The sequence below is a fragment of the Pseudomonas syringae group sp. 26L6 genome, from assembly GCF_032587815.1.
GTDB classification, from domain to species: Bacteria; Pseudomonadota; Gammaproteobacteria; order Pseudomonadales; family Pseudomonadaceae; genus Aquipseudomonas; species Aquipseudomonas amygdali.
Genome location: NZ_JAWHPJ010000044.1, coordinates 37,229 through 56,226, shown reverse-complemented (window position 1 = coordinate 56,226; position 18,998 = coordinate 37,229). Strand labels below are relative to the sequence as shown.

Annotated in this window: 17 protein-coding genes; 8 read left to right on the top strand and 9 right to left on the bottom strand. The window is 60.7% G+C overall.

What is annotated here, in order from left to right; translation table 11 throughout:
- Nucleotides 1-86: 86 nt before the first annotated feature.
- From fecA to RYA97_RS18810, 3 genes are all read right to left on the bottom strand, one after another.
- A complete protein-coding gene (gene fecA / locus RYA97_RS18820) occupies nt 87-2,435 on the bottom strand; it encodes a TonB-dependent Fe(3+) dicitrate receptor FecA (protein ID WP_004658341.1) in 2,349 nt (782 codons plus the stop codon).
- A 609-nt stretch (nt 2,436-3,044) separates the two neighbouring features.
- Complete coding sequence (locus RYA97_RS18815; protein ID WP_117139499.1) at nt 3,045-4,022, bottom strand: FecR domain-containing protein; 978 nt, start codon at nt 4,020-4,022, stop codon at nt 3,045-3,047.
- On the bottom strand, nt 4,019-4,522 hold the full coding sequence (locus tag RYA97_RS18810; RefSeq protein ID WP_005746036.1) for a sigma-70 family RNA polymerase sigma factor: 504 nt from the start codon (nt 4,520-4,522) through the stop codon (nt 4,019-4,021). Before RYA97_RS18810 ends, RYA97_RS18815 begins: the two co-directional genes overlap by 4 nt.
- 202 nt (nt 4,523-4,724) lie before the next feature.
- Between RYA97_RS18810 and RYA97_RS18805 the strand changes: the two genes are divergently transcribed.
- The 3 genes from RYA97_RS18805 to RYA97_RS18795 are packed head-to-tail and all read left to right on the top strand — an operon-like array spanning nt 4,725 to nt 6,963.
- Nucleotides 4,725-5,069 (top strand): DUF3649 domain-containing protein, encoded by a 345-nt coding sequence (locus tag RYA97_RS18805; RefSeq protein ID WP_005746035.1) that lies wholly within the window; start codon nt 4,725-4,727, stop codon nt 5,067-5,069.
- Nucleotides 5,070-5,089: 20 nt separating this feature from the next.
- Complete coding sequence (locus RYA97_RS18800; protein ID WP_316892855.1) at nt 5,090-6,631, top strand: PepSY-associated TM helix domain-containing protein; 1,542 nt, start codon at nt 5,090-5,092, stop codon at nt 6,629-6,631.
- A complete protein-coding gene (locus RYA97_RS18795; RefSeq protein ID WP_002552236.1) occupies nt 6,631-6,963 on the top strand; it encodes a DUF3325 domain-containing protein in 333 nt (110 codons plus the stop codon). The genes RYA97_RS18800 and RYA97_RS18795 overlap by 1 nt, the downstream gene beginning before the upstream one ends.
- On the opposite strand, the gene RYA97_RS18790 is transcribed toward RYA97_RS18795, so the two are convergent.
- The gene (locus RYA97_RS18790) at nt 6,952-7,827 is read right to left on the bottom strand and encodes an AraC family transcriptional regulator (RefSeq protein ID WP_002552237.1); all 876 of its coding nucleotides are present in this window, start codon (nt 7,825-7,827) and stop codon (nt 6,952-6,954) included. The two genes, RYA97_RS18795 and RYA97_RS18790, sit on opposite strands and share 12 nt — an antisense overlap.
- A gap of 136 nt (nt 7,828-7,963) precedes the next feature.
- Here RYA97_RS18790 and RYA97_RS18785 point away from each other — a divergent pair, with 136 nt between their 5' ends.
- Entirely contained in the window at nt 7,964-8,866 is a 903-nt protein-coding gene (locus tag RYA97_RS18785) for a DMT family transporter (protein ID WP_004663958.1), read from the top strand.
- Between the two features lie 36 nt (nt 8,867-8,902).
- On the opposite strand, the gene RYA97_RS18780 is transcribed toward RYA97_RS18785, so the two are convergent.
- Both RYA97_RS18780 and RYA97_RS18775 read right to left on the bottom strand, forming a co-directional pair.
- Entirely contained in the window at nt 8,903-9,877 is a 975-nt protein-coding gene (locus tag RYA97_RS18780) for a 2-hydroxyacid dehydrogenase (RefSeq protein WP_057433147.1), read from the bottom strand.
- Nucleotides 9,878-9,964: 87 nt separating this feature from the next.
- The gene (locus RYA97_RS18775; protein ID WP_002552240.1) at nt 9,965-10,912 is read right to left on the bottom strand and encodes a LysR family transcriptional regulator; all 948 of its coding nucleotides are present in this window, start codon (nt 10,910-10,912) and stop codon (nt 9,965-9,967) included.
- A 183-nt stretch (nt 10,913-11,095) separates the two neighbouring features.
- Between RYA97_RS18775 and RYA97_RS18770 the strand changes: the two genes are divergently transcribed.
- From RYA97_RS18770 to RYA97_RS18755, 4 genes are read left to right on the top strand one after another with little or no spacing between them, the layout of a single operon-like run.
- Nucleotides 11,096-12,577, top strand: a complete 1,482-nt coding sequence (locus tag RYA97_RS18770; RefSeq protein WP_117139500.1) for an efflux transporter outer membrane subunit — start codon at nt 11,096-11,098, stop codon at nt 12,575-12,577.
- Complete coding sequence (locus RYA97_RS18765; RefSeq protein WP_117139501.1) at nt 12,574-14,760, top strand: FUSC family protein; 2,187 nt, start codon at nt 12,574-12,576, stop codon at nt 14,758-14,760. The genes RYA97_RS18770 and RYA97_RS18765 overlap by 4 nt, the downstream gene beginning before the upstream one ends.
- Nucleotides 14,750-14,950 (top strand): DUF1656 domain-containing protein, encoded by a 201-nt coding sequence (locus tag RYA97_RS18760; RefSeq protein ID WP_005752937.1) that lies wholly within the window; start codon nt 14,750-14,752, stop codon nt 14,948-14,950. Before RYA97_RS18765 ends, RYA97_RS18760 begins: the two co-directional genes overlap by 11 nt.
- 23 nt (nt 14,951-14,973) lie before the next feature.
- Nucleotides 14,974-15,834, top strand: coding sequence for an HlyD family secretion protein (locus RYA97_RS18755; protein ID WP_005746024.1), 861 nt, complete (start codon nt 14,974-14,976; stop codon nt 15,832-15,834).
- Between the two features lie 173 nt (nt 15,835-16,007).
- On the opposite strand, the gene RYA97_RS18750 is transcribed toward RYA97_RS18755, so the two are convergent.
- The 3 genes from RYA97_RS18750 to RYA97_RS18740 form a co-directional block, all read right to left on the bottom strand.
- Nucleotides 16,008-16,826: an SDR family oxidoreductase gene (locus RYA97_RS18750; RefSeq protein WP_002552245.1), complete on the bottom strand. Its 819-nt coding sequence runs from the start codon at nt 16,824-16,826 to the stop codon at nt 16,008-16,010.
- Nucleotides 16,827-16,843: 17 nt separating this feature from the next.
- Entirely contained in the window at nt 16,844-17,308 is a 465-nt protein-coding gene (locus RYA97_RS18745) for a multidrug transporter (RefSeq protein WP_117139502.1), read from the bottom strand.
- A 152-nt stretch (nt 17,309-17,460) separates the two neighbouring features.
- Nucleotides 17,461-18,912, bottom strand: coding sequence for a mannose-1-phosphate guanylyltransferase/mannose-6-phosphate isomerase (locus RYA97_RS18740; protein WP_004663964.1), 1,452 nt, complete (start codon nt 18,910-18,912; stop codon nt 17,461-17,463).
- Nucleotides 18,913-18,998 lie beyond the last annotated feature (86 nt).

Below are 18,998 nucleotides of genomic sequence, written 5' to 3'. Positions count from 1 at the left end.
AGCGTCCAGAACGGCATCCCCACGCGGAGCGTGAGGAACGAGAGGTGTCCGGGAGAACACTTCTCTCACGCTCTGGCGTCCGGGAACTAGAATGCGACTGACGTCTGTACGTACACCGTGCGCGGTTCGCCGACATATTTGCCACGGTTGTTGTCGTCGAACGAGCGGGTGTAGTACTGGCGGTTGAAGATGTTCTTCATCCCGACCGCTACGTTGAGGTCCGACAATTGCGGGCCGAAGTCGTAGTTGGCGCGGGTGCTGAACAGCATGTAACCAGGGATCTTGCCAGTGCTGCCGTCGGCGCTTTCGGCCGCTGTGTTGGCGTTGTCGGCGAACTGGTCGCTCTGGAAAGAGCTATCAAAATTCAGCTTCCACGGCCCTTCGGTGTAGCTGACGCCCATCGTTCCCTTGTGCTTTGACGAGAACGGCACGCGGTTGCCTTTGTTCGGGCCGTCTTCACGGATTGTCGCGTCAACGAAAGCGTAGCTCGCGTAGACATCGTAACCGGCCAATACCGGGCTCAGGCCTTCCAGCGCATAGTTGACGCTGGTCTCGATTCCCTGATGACGCGTCTCGCCGCGTGCAATTACGGTGTCGTTGGTCTGATTGCTGTCGTACTGGTTATCGAAGTTGATCAGGAATGCACCGATCTCGGCTCGCAGGTTGCCGTTGTCATAGCGCGTGCCGAGCTCCCAGGTGCGGGCTTTTTCCGGTTTGACTTCATCGCCGGTAACGCGGTTAGGCATCTGGCTGTACTGCACGCTGCCGAACGAGCCTTCGGTGTTGGCGTACAGGTTCCAGGTGTCGGTCAGGTGGTAAAGCACATTCAGCGCTGGCAGTGCGGTGCTGTAGTCGCCTTGATAGCGGGCGTTGGTCAGATTGTTGTTCTGCGCGGTGTCGATCATCTCGTAGCGAACGCCGGGCGTGATGGTCCACTTGCCGATGTCGATACGGTCATCGATGTAGAACGCATGCGCTTCAGTCGCGCCGCGGGTGTCACGGTCGTTGCGGCTGGCGGTGGTCGGCAGGTTACCGGTCACCGGTTCGCGATAGCGCAGTTCGTGACCCGCTTCGTTGACGTAGCGGTAGCCGACGCCCACTTCATGCCAGGTCTCGCCCAGTGCAAAGCCTTGCGAGAAGCGCGTTTCCAGACCGCGTACCCAATATTCGCGGGGCGACAGGGAAACGAAGCTGCCCTGATCCAGATAGCCGCTGCGCAGGGTTTTGGTGAAGAACGTGTTGGCGGTGAAGACGCGGGCATCCTCTTCATAGCGGTAGCCGAAGTTGAACATGGTGCGACGGCCCCAGAACTTGTCCTTCAGACGCGTCGACTGGTACGGATCGGCATCGTAATCCCTGACGTTCAGGCCGCCGGGCATCTGCGCTTCGCCATCGTAATACTGCGCCATGGCATTGAGGCTGTTGGCTTCGTCGATCTGGTATTTGCCCTTGAGGATCAAGTCGTCGATCTGGGTATCGCTGTGCTCGCGCCAGTCACCGCCGCGTACTCCGGAATACAGAATCGCGCCGCCCAGACCATTGTCCGCCGTGCCGCCTGCCAGCAGGTTGCCGGTGGTCTTGAAGCCATCGTGGCTGGACGACGGGCTGGTTTCGGTCTGTATGCCGCCTTTGAGGGTGGGTGCGTCAGGGATGGCACGGGTCACGAAGTTGACGATACCGCCCACGTTCTGCGGGCCGTAACGCACAGCACCACCGCCACGCACCACGTCGACCGCGTCCATGTTGCCCATGCTGATCGGCGCGAAGGACAGCTGCGGCTGACCATAAGGTGCGAACGGCACCGGGATGCCGTCCATCAATACGGTGGAGCGTGACGCCAGACGCGGGTTGAGGCCACGAATGCCGAAGTTAAGCGCCATGTCGTGGCTGCCGGTGCCGTTGTTGTCCGGGGCATTGACGCCCGGGATGCGATTGAGCACTTCACGCGCCGAGGTTGCGCCGACACGCTCGAATTCTTCACGACGGATCACATCACGTGCGCCGGGGTGTTCGAAAACGTTGGTCTGCTGCGCGGCACCCAGCCAGTCGCCGACCACGGTGGACACACCCAGCTCGATAGGCGCGCCAGCAGCATTGACCGGTTGCAGGGTGAAGCCGTTATTGCCGTCGGCCAGGGCCTGCAGCCCGGTGCCTTCGAGCAACGCATTGAGGCCCTGCTCGGGCGTGTACTGACCTTCCAGGCCGCGGCTCTTCAGGCCGCTGGTGATTTGCGAACCATAGGAAATCAACACGCCGGACTCTCGACCGAACTGGCTCAGCGCAGCTTCAAGCTCGCTTGGCGCAATGTGATACGCCTTGGGTGCCACCTCGGCAGCCTGCGCCATCGACAGACTGCCGACCGAAAGGCTGGCACCGAAAATGACATGGCGCAACGTACGCACCAGCGGTGAAAGTTGGGTAGGGCGGGCTGACATGCAGGAGTCCTTTGACCGGAAGGTTGAGAGATACTTTCCCTGTCTGTCACGCGAGCAACAGAAAACGGCTCACGGTTTTTGAAATTATTTTTCCGGGTTTGATTATCGTACCCGCGCCTCGCGTGGTGATGCGTTTGGCGACGCTCTGCGCCGTGCGGCAGTGATCACTGCGCATAAAAGCGCTTGTCTACCTCGATGGCACAGACGACGCAAATTGCGACCTTGGTGACGGCTGAGTCCTGGCGCTGATCCGGGGGTAGCCTGGCAGGACGCCAGGCTAGCCGCACCGGGCCATGGATGGCCCGTTGCGGCGACCCCCGGATCAGTGACAGGGCGAAGGAACCCGACGAAGTCGGGCCGGAAACAGGAGCGAGGGGCTTTGGTTACTTTGGCCCCATCAAAGTAACTCGCCGAGGGGCGAAAAGGTGACCTGAGTCGGGCGCCAACTCACCTGATGTCGAAGAACCGCTGTGTGACGCGGAGCGTCACGAACTGCATTACCATGCGGAGCGTGGGAACGATAATCGGCGTAGTTTCAGTCCCGTCTTCCGGGCTCTCCAGGACGACTGTGTCACCATGAGCGCTGAGCGTATAAACGGGTAATCACGATCAAACCCGCGCCTGCACGTTCACCCAATACCGGGTGAAGCGTTGTACATGCACAGGGAGGGCGAGTTCCAGCATGTCGAGGATGCGCTCGCTGTCGGCCAGCGGATAGCTGCCGGAGATCAACAGGTTGGCCACTTTCGCGTCGCAGTTCAAACGACCGCGTCGATAGCGACCCAGCTCGGCAAGGAAGTCGGAGAGCTTCATGCGCGACGCCACCAGCATCCCGTCCGCCCACGCGCCACTGCCCGCATCTATCGGTTTCACGCTGTCCCAGGCGTCACGACTGAAGGTCGCTTGCTGGCTGGCCCGCAGCATCAAACCCGGACCGCTCCTGCCGAGCGGGGCTATTTCAAGGGCTCCGGCAAACACCGCCAATTGCGTGCGCCCGTCCAGCTGGCGCAGGTTGAAACGGCTGGCCCCCGTCGACGCCCTGACCGTGCCTTCGGTGCTCAGCAGGCTCAGCGGGCGGCTGTCCGCCGAGGCGCTGATAAGGATTTCGCCCTGTAATAGCTTGATCAGGCGCTGCTGTGCATCGAAACGCACATCGACCGCGCTGGCCGTATTCAACTGCACCTGACTGCCATCGCTCAATGCAACCTTGCGCTGCTCGCCAACGCCACTGTTGTAGTCAGCCAGCAAGGGTTGCAGGGCGATCTGCTCGCGCAGGCTCCAACCCGCTGCCGAGCCTGCGCCCAGCAACAACAGCAGTTTCAGAGCGTGCCGACGGCTGGCGGATTTCGGCGCATTGAGTGCCGCATGCGCCAGCGGCGAAGACAGCCCGCTAAGGCGCTGATTGACCCGCTGCATATGCGCCCAGGCCCGTTGATGTTCAGCGTTGCCATTGAGCCAGAGCTGCCAGGCCTGCTGACGACGCGCATCCAGCGTGCCTTCCTGCATTTCCAGCAGCCAGCCGACCGCCTGCTGCGCCACGCCAGGCGAGATGTCGGATTTGTTCAAGGACTCATTGTTCGGGTTCATAAGGCGAAATAGCAGCGCAGTGCGGCCTTGTTCAGATGGCGTTTGACCGTTGCGATGGAGATGCCCAGTTCGGCGGCAATTTGGCCGTGGCTCAACCCGTCGACCTGCGACATCAGGAATGCTCGCTTGACCAGCACCGGCAGGCCGTCCAGCAGTTGATCGAGTTCCACCAGGGTTTCGAGAATGATCGCCCGCTCTTCTTCCGAAGGTGCCACGCATTCCGGCAGCTCAGCCAGCGCCTGATAGTAGGCGTGCTCCAGGTCCTGACGCCGGTAGTGATTGCACAATACACGTTTGGCAATCGTCGTCAGAAAAGCGCGAGGCTCGATGATCTGCGGCGTATCGCGTGCGCCCAATACCTTGATGAAGGTGTCCTGGGCCAGATCCGCTGCGCTGTGCGGACAGCCGAGCCTGCGTCGCAACCAGGTCGTCAGCCAGGTGTTGTGTGCCCTGTACAGGCTTTCGACAGTGTGATTGAGAGCGGAGTGGGCGATGGGCATCACAGGGAACAATCCACGGGGACTCGTTGATGGCGTGGATTCTGGCAGACTCTTTTGCGTATGAGAATATTTATCATTAATATTGCGGTTCATTTGTCTTGCTCAGGGACGAATGGCGCAAACAGCTGGCATTCATCGCGGCCTCTTCCCGAGGGCTGGTGATCCGGCTTCCCAGGTTTCATGAACCAATGAAGACCCTTTGATGGATGTCACCACCGCAAGCGGTTCGCTGCCGGAAAAACGCATGGCGAAAGCCAGAAGCAAGGGCCTGACGGTTGCTTATCGGCTTGCCGTTACCTCGCGGGCGCTGGCGGCCGTGTTTGCCGGTTATCTGCTCGCGTCAGTGGTCAGCATTTGCGTTTCGCAGTGGCTGCCCATCCCCCGCGCCGAAGCAGTGGTGACAGGCATGATGCTGTCCTTTCTGGTTTATCTGGTCGCGGTGCTCTGGTGTTTTGCCTGCCGCACGGCGTTGCAGGCCTGGGTCGGAGTGCTGGCGCCGTGCGCATTGCTGGCGGCTGCCTGCGCCTGCGGTCGGTGGCTATTGTGAAAGAGGGTTTTCGTCAGTCGATGGCCTGGTTGCACACCTGGGTCGGTTTACTGTTCGGCTGGCTGTTGTTCGCTATTTTTCTGACCGGCACGCTTTCCTACTTCAAAGATGAAATTACCCAGTGGATGCAGCCGGAAATTCCGGTGCGCGCTCTGGATGTCGGTGCCAGCGTGCAGCGGGCTCAGGATTATCTGCAAAGCCACGCCGCCGGGGCTACGCGCTGGTTCATCAGTCTGCCGGACGAGCGCACGCCGGGCCTGACGGTTGGCTGGCTGCCCGAAGGCAAGGAGGGCCAACGCAACAACTTCGTGCGCAAGCTGCTCGACCCGCAAACCGGCAGCGAGGTGCAGGCACGAGACACGCGCGGCGGTGATTTCTTCTACCGTTTTCACTATCAACTGCAGATGCCTTATCCCTGGGGGCGCTGGCTGGCGACGAGCGCCGCGATGGTGATGTTCGTTGCGTTGATCACCGGCATCATCATTCACAAAAAAGTCTTCAAGGAATTCTTCACGTTTCGTCCACGCAAGGGCCAGCGTTCCTGGCTGGATGGGCATAACGCGCTTGGCGTGCTGGTGTTGCCGTTCCATCTGATGATCACTTACAGCAGTCTGGTGATCTTCATGTCGATGGTGATGCCCGCGAGCATCCTCAGCCAGTACGGCACGGTTCAGGCGTTCTACCGCGAAGCCTATCCGACCCCGGAAATGCTCAAGCGAGAAGGCAAACCTGCGCCGCTGGTGGCACTTGCGCCGTTGGTCAATGCGGCGAACGCGAAGTGGGACAGCGGGCAGGTGGGTCGGGTGATCGTCAATAATCCGGGCGACAGCACCGCCACGGTTCTGCTGACGCGTGATGACAAGGGCAGCATCGTGCCGGATCGGGGCGGCGCGCTGACGTTCAGCGGGGCGAGCGGCGCGTTGCTGAACGAAGTACCCGAGCGGCCCGTCGCGCTGCTGATTTCCAGCGGGATGTACGGTTTGCATGTAGGCCATTTCGCCGAGCCGCTGCTGCGCTGGCTGTACTTCATTTTCGGGATGGCCGGAACCGCAATGATCGGCACCGGGCTGGTGATGTGGCTGGGCAAGCGTCAGCTCAAGCACGCCAAAAACGGCGTGCTGCCACTGGAGTTGCGTCTGGTGGAAGTGCTGAACATCGCCAGCATGTCCGGGTTGATGATTGCCGTGGCCAGCTTCTTCTGGGCCAATCGTCTGCTGCCTTCGGGTTTCATCGGGCGTGCCGATTGGGAAGTCAGCGTGTTCTTCACATGCTGGGCGTTGTCAGTGCTGCACGCCCTGGTGCGCAAAGGGCGCAGCGCATGGCGCGAACAACTGGGGCTGGGCGCGGTGCTGTTTGCCGGGCTGCCGCTGCTCGATCTGCTGACCAGCGGCTGCTATCTGCTGGGTTCGCTGATGTCGGGAAGCTGGGTAATGACGGCCTTTGACCTGACGGCGCTGGTCACCGGGCTGTTTCTTGGCTGGGCAGCGCTGAAATTCAAAGCGCTACCCGCCGCCGAAACAGCCCGCGTCGCCTTGCAAGCCATACCTCGGGAGAGCCACTGATGCTGTTGGCTGCCTTACTGTGCTACGTAGGGTTTACCTGCCTGTGCCTGTCCATGGCGCGCCATTACAGCGAACTGCTCAAGGGGCCGTTTACCGAACAGCGGCGTCGGGCGCTCAAGCTGGTTGGCTGGGGCGCGCTGCTGTTGTCGTCATGGGCGGCGGTTCAGGCTGATGGCTGGATGATGGGCACGGTGCACTGGTTCGCCGCATTGATGAGCAGTGCGGTGTTGCTGGTTGCGTTGCTGCCGTTCCGGCCGCGTTGGGTGCTGGCGCTGGCAGGATGCGGCGTGCTGCTCAGCCCGTTGGCAGCCGTGAGTCAATTATTGGCCTAACGCCAGCCGGTATTCGCCCGGCGTGGCCCCCACGGCCTGACGAAACCGATTGCTGAAATGGCTGGCGCTGGCAAAGCCGCAGGCCAGCGCTATCTCGCCTAATGGCTTGCCGGTGCTGCGCAACAACTGGCGAGCCTGTTCGATACGTCGCGCCAATAAGTACTGGTGTGGCGGCAAGCCGAAGCTTTCGCGAAACATTCGCGCGAAGTGGTATTCCGACAGCGCGCACATGCCAGCCAGTTGACCGAGGCTCAGCGGATCGGCGAGGTGCATTTCGATGAAGTCCACCAGATGCCGCCGCAGGTGTGGTGCCAGCCCGCCTTTCAGACGTAAGCCCTCGCGCAACCCAACCTGACTGAGCAACGCATGGCTGACCATCTCGTGCGCCAGGCTGCTGGTCAGCAGACGCTCGCCGGGCTCTGCCCAGTTCAAGCGAATCAACTGCCGGAAGCGTGCGGCTTGTGCGGGGTCTTCCAGAAAGGTGTTTTCCCGCAATTGCATCTCGCGCGGCTCGCGATCCAGTAGTGTCACGCAGCCCAGCGCAAACTGTTCCGGGCTGAAATACAGATGCGCCAGACGGATCTCGCCGTTCACCACCCAGGCGGACTCATGACCGGCAGGCAGGATGCACAGCTTGCCCGGCGCACCTTTCTGGTCGGGTCTGCCGCGCCGAAAAGTCCCGGTACCGTCCTCGATATAGCACGACAGCGTGTGGTGGGTCGGTGCGTGATATTCCTGCGAGTCATGCCGATTGTTCCACAACGCCGCCACCAACCCGTCGCCCAGCGGCGCGCTCTGCTCCAGATTGGCATTGGGTGAGCTGTTCAGGGCCTGAAAGACCTGGATGGATTCAATGGCTGGCATGACGATTCCTCTAGGATTTGTATCCTACTCGCTGGCGACGCCGCTGCCAGTAGCGCCTGACGCAAATGCGCAAGATTGTGCAAGCGCTGGCAGACCGGCACGCAGCAGACTGATGGCTCATCAAGGAGCCTGCACCATGAACATTTCGCTTTATCTGCTGACTGTGCTGATCTGGGGGACGACCTGGATCGCCCTGAAACTTCAACTCGGCGATGTCGCGATTCCGGTGTCGATCGTTTATCGTTTCGCGCTGGCAGCCTTGGTGCTGTTCGCATTCCTGCTGCTGACAAAGCGCTTGCAACCGGTCAACCGTCGTGGTCAGTTGATTTGTCTTGCGCAAGGCGTGTGCCTGTTCTGCGTCAACTTCATGTGTTTCTACACGGCCAGCCAATGGATACCCAGCGGCTTGATCGCGGTGGTGTTCTCGACTTCGACGCTGTGGAATGCGCTGAATGCGCGGGTATTCTTTCGCCAGAAAATCGCCGGTAATGTTATGGCCGGTGGCGCGATGGGCCTGTTCGGGCTGGCGTGTCTGTTCTGGCCCGAGCTGTCCGGGCACAGCGCCAGCCGCGAGACCCTGATCGGTCTGGGCCTGGCCCTGCTGGGCACATTGTGCTTCTCGGCGGGCAACATGCTGTCGAGCCTGCAACAGAAAGCCGGCCTGCGTCCGCTGACCACCAATGCGTGGGGAATGTTCTACGGGGCGACGATACTGGGGCTCTACTGCCTGCTCAGCGGCACGCCGTTCACCTTCGAATGGAACACGCGTTACGTAGGCTCACTGCTGTTCCTGGTTATTCCCGGCTCGGTGATTGCGTTCACCGCCTACCTGACCCTGGTCGGGCGCATGGGGCCGGAACGTGCAGCTTATTGCACTGTGCTGTTCCCGATTGTGGCGCTAAACATCTCGACGTGGGTCGAAGACTACCAGTGGACCCCGGCTGCCTTGCTGGGGCTTGTGCTGGTGATGGCGGGGAACGTGCTGGTATTCAGGAAGACCAGGCCGGTTGCCGTCGTGGTCGGCGGCAAACTGGCCTGAGTCGATGTTCATCCTCGGTTATAGAGCAGGAACGCCTTAGCCCTTCCACACCTGCGGATTGACCAGGTCCTGCGGCCGCTCGCCCAGCAACGCGTTGCGCAAGTTGTGGTAGGCGCGGTCGGCCATCGCCTGACGGGTTTCAGTAGTGGCTGAGCCGATGTGCGGCAGGGTGACGGCGTTCTTGAGCTGGAACAGCGGCGATTCTTTCAGCGGTTCTTTTTCATAGACGTCCAGACCGGCACCGCGAATGGTGCCGTTCTGCAGGGCTTCGATCAGCGCAGGCTCGTCGACAATCGGGCCACGGGCGATGTTGATCAGGATGGCGCCGGGCTTCATCAGGCTCAACTCGCGACGGCCGATCAAATGTTTGGTCTTTTCGCTCAGTGGCACTACCAGGCAGACGAAATCCGCTTCGGCCAGCAATTGGTCCAGGCTGCGAAACTGTGCGCCCAGTTCCTGTTCAAGTTCGGTCTTGCGGCTGTTGCCGCTGTACAGGATCGGCATGTTGAAGCCCAGACGACCACGGCGGGCGATGGCTGCGCCGATATTGCCCATGCCGACGATGCCCAGCGTCTTGCCGTGCACGTCGGTGCCGAAGTGCGTAGGCTCGATACTGCGTGTCCACTGTCCGGCCTTGGTGTAGGCGTCCAGTTCGGCGACGCGCCGGGCGCTGCTCATGATCAGCGAGAAGCCCAGGTCGGCGGTGCTCTCGGTCAGTACATCCGGCGTATTGGTGAGCAGAATGCCGCGCTCGCTCAGGTAGTCGACATCGTAGTTGTCGTAGCCCACCGAGATGCTGGAAACCACTTCCAGTTTCGCGGCGTTTTGCAGCTGCTCGCGCCCCAGCTTGCGGCCGGAGCCGATCAGCCCGTGGGATTCAGGCAAGGCCTCATCAAACTGGGCGTTGATGTCGCCCAGCTTGGGGTTGGGCACGATCACGTTGAAGTCTTGCGCCAGGCGCTCGGCCATTTCTGGAGTAACACGGCTGAAGGCGAGTACGGTTTTTTTCATTGGGCAGTCACTCTTGAGCGGTTGAATGAGTAGCACGCTAACATTCCTCTCCGCTCTTTGGCAGCCGCTTTTTACAGTTGTACGATGTCAGAACGAGGACTTGAGTGCCTGCACATGCAGATCCGCTTCATCGGCCGCGAGAATTTCCGGCAGGGAACCTCGCAGGTATTCGACCCAGGTTCTGATCTTGGCATCCAGATACTGGCGTGACGGATAGATGGCGTACAGGTTCAGCTCCTGCGAGCGGTAATCCGACAATACGCGCACCAGTGTGCCGTTGCGCAGCCCCTCGATCGCCGAGTAGATCGGCAGAATGCCAATCCCCATGCCGCTGGAAATCGCAGTCTTCATCGCATCCGCAGAGTTGACCAGCAGCGGCGAGCTGTTGATGGTGACCATCTCCTGACCTTCCGGGCCATCGAACAGCCATTTGTCCAGCGGGAACACCGGGCTGACCAGGCGCAGACACGCGTGATTCAGCAGGTCGGCAGGCTTGTGTGCCATGCCGAAGGTTTTGACGTACTCGGGCGATGCACACACGATGCTGTAGGTAATGCCCAGCCGCTGAGACACAAAGCCCGAGTCTGCCAGTTCGCTGGCCAGCACGATCGACACGTCATAGCCTTCTTCCAGCAAGTCCGGCACGCGGTGGGTCATGGTCAGGTCGAACGCGACATCAGGGTGGTTGCGGCGATAACGGGCGATGGCGTCGATCACGTAATGCTGGCCGACGCCGGGCATCGAATGCACCTTTAGTTGCCCGGCCGGGCGGGCATGCGCGTCGCTGGCTTCGGCTTCAGCCTCTTCAACCGAGGCCAGAATCTGCTCGCAGCGCAACAAGTAGCGCTTGCCTGCTTCGGTGAGGGCAATGCGTCGAGTGGTGCGATTGAGCAGGCGCGTCTGTAAATGTGCTTCAAGGTTGGAGACCGCGCGCGAGACGTTGGCGGTGGTGGTATCCAGCACGGCGGCGGCAGCAGTGAAGCTGCCCGCTTGCGCCACGCAACTGAAGGCACGCATGTTTTGCAGGGTGTCCATGGGTACTTCTCTGAGTAGATGGCAAATTGTGACATGAAGTAACGGATGCATGTATCCAGACCAAAGGATTATCGCCGTTTCAGTAACAAAGATTCACAAATCTCCCCGCTTATCGCCGCGTCAAGCGCCGCCTAGAATCGCCGCCATTCAAGGTGTATTACCTCCGTTCGGGAACTCGCAGCTGTGCCGCGTCGCATCATCAGAGGGCTCTGGCCCGTCGGTATCCTGGCTTTTACGCTGGTCCTCAACGGCTGTATCGGAACACATGGAATCAAACCGCAGGGCAGTCTTCTGCAAGCGGACAGCCTGGCCACCGATCAGGCGATTCAGAGCGCTGCCCTCGACGCCCATTGGCCCGCAGCGCAATGGTGGCGTGCCTACGGCGATGCGCAACTCAATCGCTGGGTCGATATTGCTACGCTGGGCAGCCCGGGTCTTGCGCTGGCCGCTGCCCGTGTGCGCCAGGCAAGAGCGATGGCGCAGATCGCCGAGTCATCCGAGTCGGTGCAGGTGCAGGGCAGTGCCAGCCTGATGCGCCACGACTGGCCCGAGGATCAGTTTTATGGTCCCGGAGCGCTGGCCGATACTCGCACCTGGGACAACAATGCGTCGCTGGGTCTGAACTACGCGCTGGACCTCTGGGGACGTGAACGCAATGCCAGCGAGCAGGCCCTTGATCTGGCGCACGTGAGTGCTGCCGAGCAGCGTCAGGCGCAGCTCGAATTGCAGGAAAACGTGGTTCGCGCCTACATCCAGCTGGCCCTTGAATACGCCCGACTGGATATCGCCGAGGCAGCGCTGGCCCAGCAGCAACAGATACTCGATCTGGCGCAGCGTCGCCTCAAAGGCGGGATCGGCACGCATTTCGAAATCAGTCAGGCCGAAACGCCATTGCCCGAGGCCCACCGGCAGATTGATGCGCTGCAAGAGGCCATCGCCCTGAGCCGCAATCAGCTGGCTGCTCTGGCAGGTAAAGGGCCGGGAGAGGGCGCGGCGCTGCAACGGCCTACGCTGTCGTTGCACACCGAGCTGAAAATGCCTTCGGCATTGCCCGCCGAACTGTTGGGACGGCGGCCCGATGTGGTGGCCGCGCGCTGGCAGGTTGCGGCGCAGGCGCGCGGTATCGATGTCGCGCATGCGGGCTTTTATCCCAATGTCGATCTGGTCGGCAGCCTGAGCTACATGGCCACGGGCGGCGGCATGCTGGAGTTTCTGACCGGCAGCAAGCTGGGTTACAAGGTAGGACCGGCCATCAGCCTGCCGATCTTCGACGGTGGACGCTTGCGGGCGGAACTGGGGCAGGCGTCGGCCGCTTATGACCAGGCCGTGGCGCATTACAACCAGACGCTGGTGATGGCGTTGAAAAGTATTTCCGACCAACTTATTCGTCGCGCCTCGATGGACAAGCAACAGGCATTTGCCGCCGAGTCGGTAGCGTCGGCACAAAAGACCTATGACATCGCATTGATTGCCTGGCAGCGCGGGCTGACCGATTACCTGAACGTGCTCAACGCCCGGACCCAGTTGTTTCGCCAGCAGCAGATTCAGCAACAGGTCGAGGCTGCGCGCCTGAATGCCTATGCCGGATTGGTGGTGGCGCTGGGTGGGGAGAGCGGCAGTTGCCATTCCTTACGCACCACGGCCGATCTTGAGTGTGCGAAATGATTGCTGCTTTTGAGCACATGGCGGCGTTGCCCTGGCGTCGTGAATTTCGCAGTTGGGCGCGCAGTGACGGGGTGACCTGGGTTTACCTTTTCAAAGTATTGATCGCTGCTTTTCTGACCTACTGGCTGGCTTTGCGCCTGGAGTTGCCGCAGCCGCATACGGCGATTATCACCGTGTTCATCGTCATGCAGCCGCAGAGCGGGCAGGTGTTCGCCAAAAGTTTTTACCGCCTGCTGGGCACGCTGGCCGGGTCGGCCATGATGGTGCTGTTGATGGCCCTGTTTGCGCAGAACCCGCTGCCGTTTCTCGGCAGCCTGGCGCTCTGGGTCGGGATTTGCTCCGCAGGTGCGGCGCGTTATCGCAACTTTCGCGCTTACGGCTTTGTGCTGGCGGGGTATACGGCTGCGATGGTAGGGCTGCCCGCCCTGGCGCACCCCGAAGGTTCATTCATGTCGGCGGTGTGGCGGGTACTGGAAATCACTCTGGGTATCCTCTGTTCCACTGCGGTGAGTGCGGCGATCCTGCCGCAGAGCTCCAGTGCCGCCATGCGCAATGCGCTGTACCAGCGCTTCGGCATATTCGCTCGCTTCATGGCCGAGGGTTTGCGCGGGGACATTTCACGCACGGCATTTGAAACCGGAAACGTGCGCTTCGTCGCCGAGGCCATCGGACTGGAAGGACTGCGCAGCGTCACGGTATTCGAAGACCCGCACATGCGCCGACGCAATGGGCGGCTCAATCGCCTGAACAGCGAGTTCATGGCCGTTACGACGCGCTTCAATGCACTGCATCAGTTGCTTGAACGACTGCGTCTGGAATGCGCCGATACCGTGTTAGAGCACATCGGACCCGGCCTTGAAACCCTCGCAGAATTACTTGATGGCTTCGCCGACCGCGCATTGACCAACGATGATGCCGCGGTGCTGGTCACGCGCCTTGAGGCCTGCAGGGCGCAGTTGCCTGAGCGGGTCAGAAGCCTGCGCGCCGAGCTGGAGAAAACCCTGCCGAGCGACGCCGAACGACTCGATTTTCATACGGCGTTCGAGCTGCTGTACCGGCTGGTCAGCGAGCTGCATGATTACGCGTTGACCCACGCATCGCTGGCCGATCACACCCATGCGCGTGAACAGTGGAAAGCGTCATTCGTGCCGCGTACCCACTGGATGACAGCCCTTGCGTCTGGAGCCCGCGCGACCTGCGTAGTCGGCCTGATGAGTGCCTATTGGGTGCTGACGGCCTGGCCCAGCGGCGCGAGCATGGTTCTGGCTTCAGCGGCGACTGTTGCGCTTTCATCGACCACCCACAACCCCAGGCGCATGTCTTTGCAGATGGCCGGCGGTACGTTGCTCGGCGCGCTGCTGGGGTTTGTCGAAACCTTTTTTCTTTTCCCGCACATCGACGGCTTCCCGCTGCTGTGCCTGCTATTGGCCCCTGTGTTTGTGCTCGGCGCCTTTCTGGGCTCACGTCCGCAGTGGACGGGATACGGCCTGGGGCTGCTGATTTTTTTCAGCCTGGGCTCGGTGCCGGACAACCTGACGGTCTACAACCCTTACACCTTCATCAACGATTACCTCGCGATGGTCATTGGCATGCTCATCTGTGCCGCAGCGGGGGCGATCATCCTGCCACCCAACAGCCGCTGGATGTGGCAGCGTCTGGAGCAGGCCTTGCGCAATCAGGTGGTGTTTGCGATTGGCGCACCGCTCAAGCGTCTGGGTTCAAGCTTCGAAAGCCAGACCCGCGACCTGATGCATCAGGCGTACGGTCTGGCGAGCAGCAAACCCTTGGTGCAGCGCGAGCTGTTGCGCTGGATGTTCGTGGTGCTGGAAATCGGCCACGCCATTATCGAGCTGCGCCGCGAACAGGCGATTCTGCCGATTCATCCGGCCTACGCCGAATACCAGCCCTGGCGCATCGCATTGCGCGTCATGGGACGCGCCTTGGTACGCCTGTTCATCCAGCCCGATGCGGTCAATCTGCAGCGCTGCCTGTCGGCGGTCGATCAGGCGATCAAGCGGGTACAGGACGCTGATGAGCCGTTCGCCTCGCATTTCGACACGTCGGTGCTGCGCCGGGTGAAAAGTTACCTGCACTTTATCCGCACCTCTCTGCTGGACCCGCAATCGCCGCTTGCTGTCTATGGCGTCGAGCGAACCGCTTCAGGAGTCGCCCATGCCGCGTGAAATAGCCTTCCACGGTCTGTATATGCCGACCCTCACGCTGATCTTTCTGCTGGCCGTGGTTCTGGCATGGGCGCTGGATCGTCTGCTGGCTGGTTTTGACCTGTATCGGCATTTCTGGCACCCGGCGTTACTGCGTCTGGGCCTGTTTATCTGCATCTTCGGCGCGCTGGCGCTGCCCCTTTATCGTTGACGCCTGAGTCGAGAAATATCCGCATGAAAAAGTTTTATAGCCTGCTTGCCACGTTGCTGGTGCTGGCGATCGCGCTCTGGGTCGGTCGTACGCTGTGGGTCGACTACATGGATACGCCGTGGACCCGTGATGGTCGGGTACGCGCCGATATCATCAATGTGGCCGCCGATGTGTCCGGCACCGTGGTCGATGTGCCGGTGCACGACAATCAACGGGTAAAACGCGGCGATTTGTTGATGCAGATCGATCCGGAGCACTACCGGATCGCAGTCAAACAGGCGCAGGCGTTGCTGGCCTCACGCAAGGCGACGTGGGAGATGCGCAAGCTCAACGCGAAGCGCCGTGCCGACATGGATGAACTGGTCATCTCGGCAGAGAACCGTGACGACGCGAGCAATGTTGCCACCTCGGCGCTGGCCGATTACCAATTGGCGCAAGCGCAGCTGGAGGCGGCCGAACTGAACCTGTCCCGCACACGTGTGCTGGCGGCGGTGGACGGTTATGTCACCAACCTGAACGTGCATCGCGGCGACTATGCGCGTATCGGCGAAGCGAAGATGGCCGTGGTCGATATGAACTCGTTCTGGGTTTACGGTTTTTTCGAGGAAACCAAGCTGCCGCACCTTAACGTGGGCGATCCTGCCGATATGCAGTTGATGAGTGGCGAAGTGCTAAAAGGCCATGTCGAAAGCATCGCACGCGGTATCTACGACCGCGACAACCCGCAAAGTCGCGAATTGATCGCTGACGTGAACCCGACCTTCAACTGGGTGCGTCTGGCCCAGCGCGTACCGGTGCGCATTCATCTGGACGCGGTACCGGAAGGCGTATTGCTGGCGGCGGGAATGACCTGCACGGTGATTGTCAGGCCAATAGACGGCTGATGCTTGAGGACGCAGAGCGTCCAGAACGGCATGCGACGCGGAGCGTCGCACGATAATTGCGATGATCGCTCCCTACGCTCCAGCATTGGGATTGACGAATCGGAGCGTCGCACGATAGGCAGGTGGTCGTTCCGCACGCTCCAGCGTGGGAATGCAGTTCGTGACGCTCTGCGTCACAAGTCGGTGTTCAATCCAAAGCGTTTTCTCAGGCCCATATCCAGTAGCCCTTTGGGCAGCAACCACGCCATCAGCGGCAGCAGGCGTGAGCCGTTGCCCAGGCGCAGCAGGCGTGGCGGATGGGTTTGTTGCACGGCTTTGAGCAGGTCGCGGGCGAATTCTGTAGCAGGGGTCGGGTTATCCAGCGAGGCCTTGGCACGAGCGCGAATGCCTTCGCGGATAGGCCACCAGGGTGATTGTTCACTGATCAACTGTTCGGCTTCATGACTGGCATTTTTTGCGAAGCTTGACGCAATGGCGCCGGGCTGGACTTCCATCACCTGTACGCCAAATGGTGCCAGCTCCAGACGCAGTGCATCGCTGAGCGCATGCACCGCGGCCTTGGAAGCACAGTAAGCACCTGCAAACGGGGTGACCAATACACCTGAAACGCTACCGATATTGACTACCAGGCCTTTGTTGCGACGCAGCGCCGCAAACAGCGCGCGGGTAACGCCGATGACGGAAAACACATTGGTTTCAAACTGCCGCTGCAAGGCCTCCACGCCGCCATCGAGCAGCGGCCCCATCGCGCCATAGCCAGCGTTATTGATCAACACATCCAGACCGCTGTGCTCCAGCCCGGCGGCCAGTTGCTCCAGCGCCAGTCCGTCGTTGACATCCAGCTGCACGGCAATGAAGCCCGCGGCACTGAGTGCAGCGACATCCTCGGCCTTGCGTGCAGTGGCCCAGACTTCATAGCCAGTAGCTTTGAACGCATCGGCCAGTGCACGACCGATTCCGCTGGAACAGCCTGTAATCAAAGCGATGGGCATGAGGGAGATCCTTGTGATCAGTCCGAGAAGCTGCCTTGCAGATGTTCTGCGCGAAATTCCAGGGTTTGCGGGCGATAGCCATTGCGCAGTGCAGGCAGCGGCACGCAATCCTGCCACGTACCTTTGGCCTGAAGTTCGCCGGGGCCGCGGTAGCGTGCAGAGGTGTAGGTGTTGTCCGCCAGATTCACCGAGTCGCCGGGCGCATAGGCCGCGATCCGCCAGCGCAGCTCCTGCAATGCAACCTGGTTGGTATTGGTGATGCTGACCTGCAACCGACGATCTGCCGGGCAGTTTTGCGGATCGTATCCGAGGCGGATTTCCAGGCGCTCAAGCTGACGCGTTTCCTGGCTGTCCTGCCAGATCACCACAGCCGCCACGACCCCAAGCCCGACCGCCGCAGCCAACGAGACCGGCAAGGCTTTCGCCGGGTAGCGGAGCAGAAGGATGAGCCAGGTCAGGATCAAAAGGATGCCGATAAACATGCAGGTCTCCAGCAAAGGTAATGCTGGACATCCTACAGAACCTGGGAGGGGGACGTCGCGCAAATGAAAAGCCCCCGACAACTCTCTGCGTATAAATCTGCGCAAAGAGTTGTCGAGGGCTGTGTTACCTGTAGCGTGCAGCTAAAACCCTATCAACGAGCGATAGTTTGCGTCTTCACACCCGCTTCCAGCGCGTTCGAACGACCATAGATATCTTCGAAACGCTCGATATCGTCTTCGCCCAGGTAGCTGCCAGATTGCACTTCGATGATTTCCAACGGGATCTTGCCTGGGTTGCGCAGGCGATGCACCGAGGCGATCGGGATGTAGGTGGACTGGTTCTCGGTGAGCAGGAACACGTTCTCGTCACAGGTCACCTGCGCAGTACCGGATACCACGATCCAGTGTTCGGCGCGGTGGTGGTGCATCTGCAGCGACAGGCAGGCGCCCGGCTTGACGGAGATACGCTTGACCTGGAAACGACCGCCCATGTCCACCGAATCGTAGGAGCCCCACGGACGGTACACTTCGAGGTGGTTCTGGGTCTCGGTGCGGCCCTGTTCGTTGAGGGTGGCGACCATCTGCTTGACGCCCTGGACCTTGTCCTTGTGGGCAATCATCATCGCGTCCTTGGTTTCGACGACCACGATGTTGTCCAGACCGATCACGGATACCAGTTTGCCGTTGCCGTGGATCATGCAGTTGCGGCTGTCCTGAATAACCACGTCGCCCTTGGTGACGTTGCCATTGGCGTCCTTGGCGTTGACTTCCCACAGCGATGACCAGCAGCCGACATCGCTCCAGCCAGCCGACAGCGGCACAACGCAGGCGCGCTGGGTTTTTTCCATGACCGCGTAGTCGATGGAGTTGTCCGGGCAGCAAGCGAAGGTGGAAGCGTCGATTTCCAGCGCATCGCCGTCCTGCACGCTGCGCTCAAGGGTCAGCAGGCAGGTGTCGTAGATGTCCGGATCGTGCTTTTTCAGCTCTTCCAGGAAGCGGCTGGCGCGGAACAGGAACATGCCGCTGTTCCAGTAGTAACCACCGGCTTCGACGAATTCCCTGGCGCGTTTTTCGTCAGGTTTTTCGACGAATTGCGATACGCGGCTGACGCCTTCGGGCAGCAGGGCATCGGCGGTGGACTTGATGTAGCCATAGCCGGTTTCAGGCTTGTTGGCCGGTACGCCGAACAGCACCATTTCGCCGCGTTCTGCGGCTACGGTTGCCAGTGCCAGTGCGCGTTGCAGGGCTTTCTGGTCTTCGATGACGTGGTCGGCTGGCAGCACCAGCATCAGGCCGTCGTTGCCTTCGTTGACCAGCTTCATGGCGGTCAGGGCAACGGCTGGCGCCGTGTTGCGGCCGAACGGTTCCATGAGGATCGCCTGGGTTTCCAGGTTAAGTGCAGCCAGCTGCTCGTTGACGATGAAACGGTGGTCCTTGTTGCAGACCACGATAGGCTCCTGCATGCCTTCGAACACCAGACGCTCCAGGGTTTGCTGGAACAGGGTGTGCTCGCCGGTCAGTGCCAGGAACTGTTTAGGGAATTGTTTACGCGAAAGCGGCCAGAGTCGTGAACCACTACCGCCTGACAAGATAACTGGAATCATTTTGTTTCTCCAAAAGCATTCAATTAGGGCCGTACGAGGTGTCTGTCGTTTCTGTCTTGTTCTTGTTCCGCGCGGGTCGGTTCAGC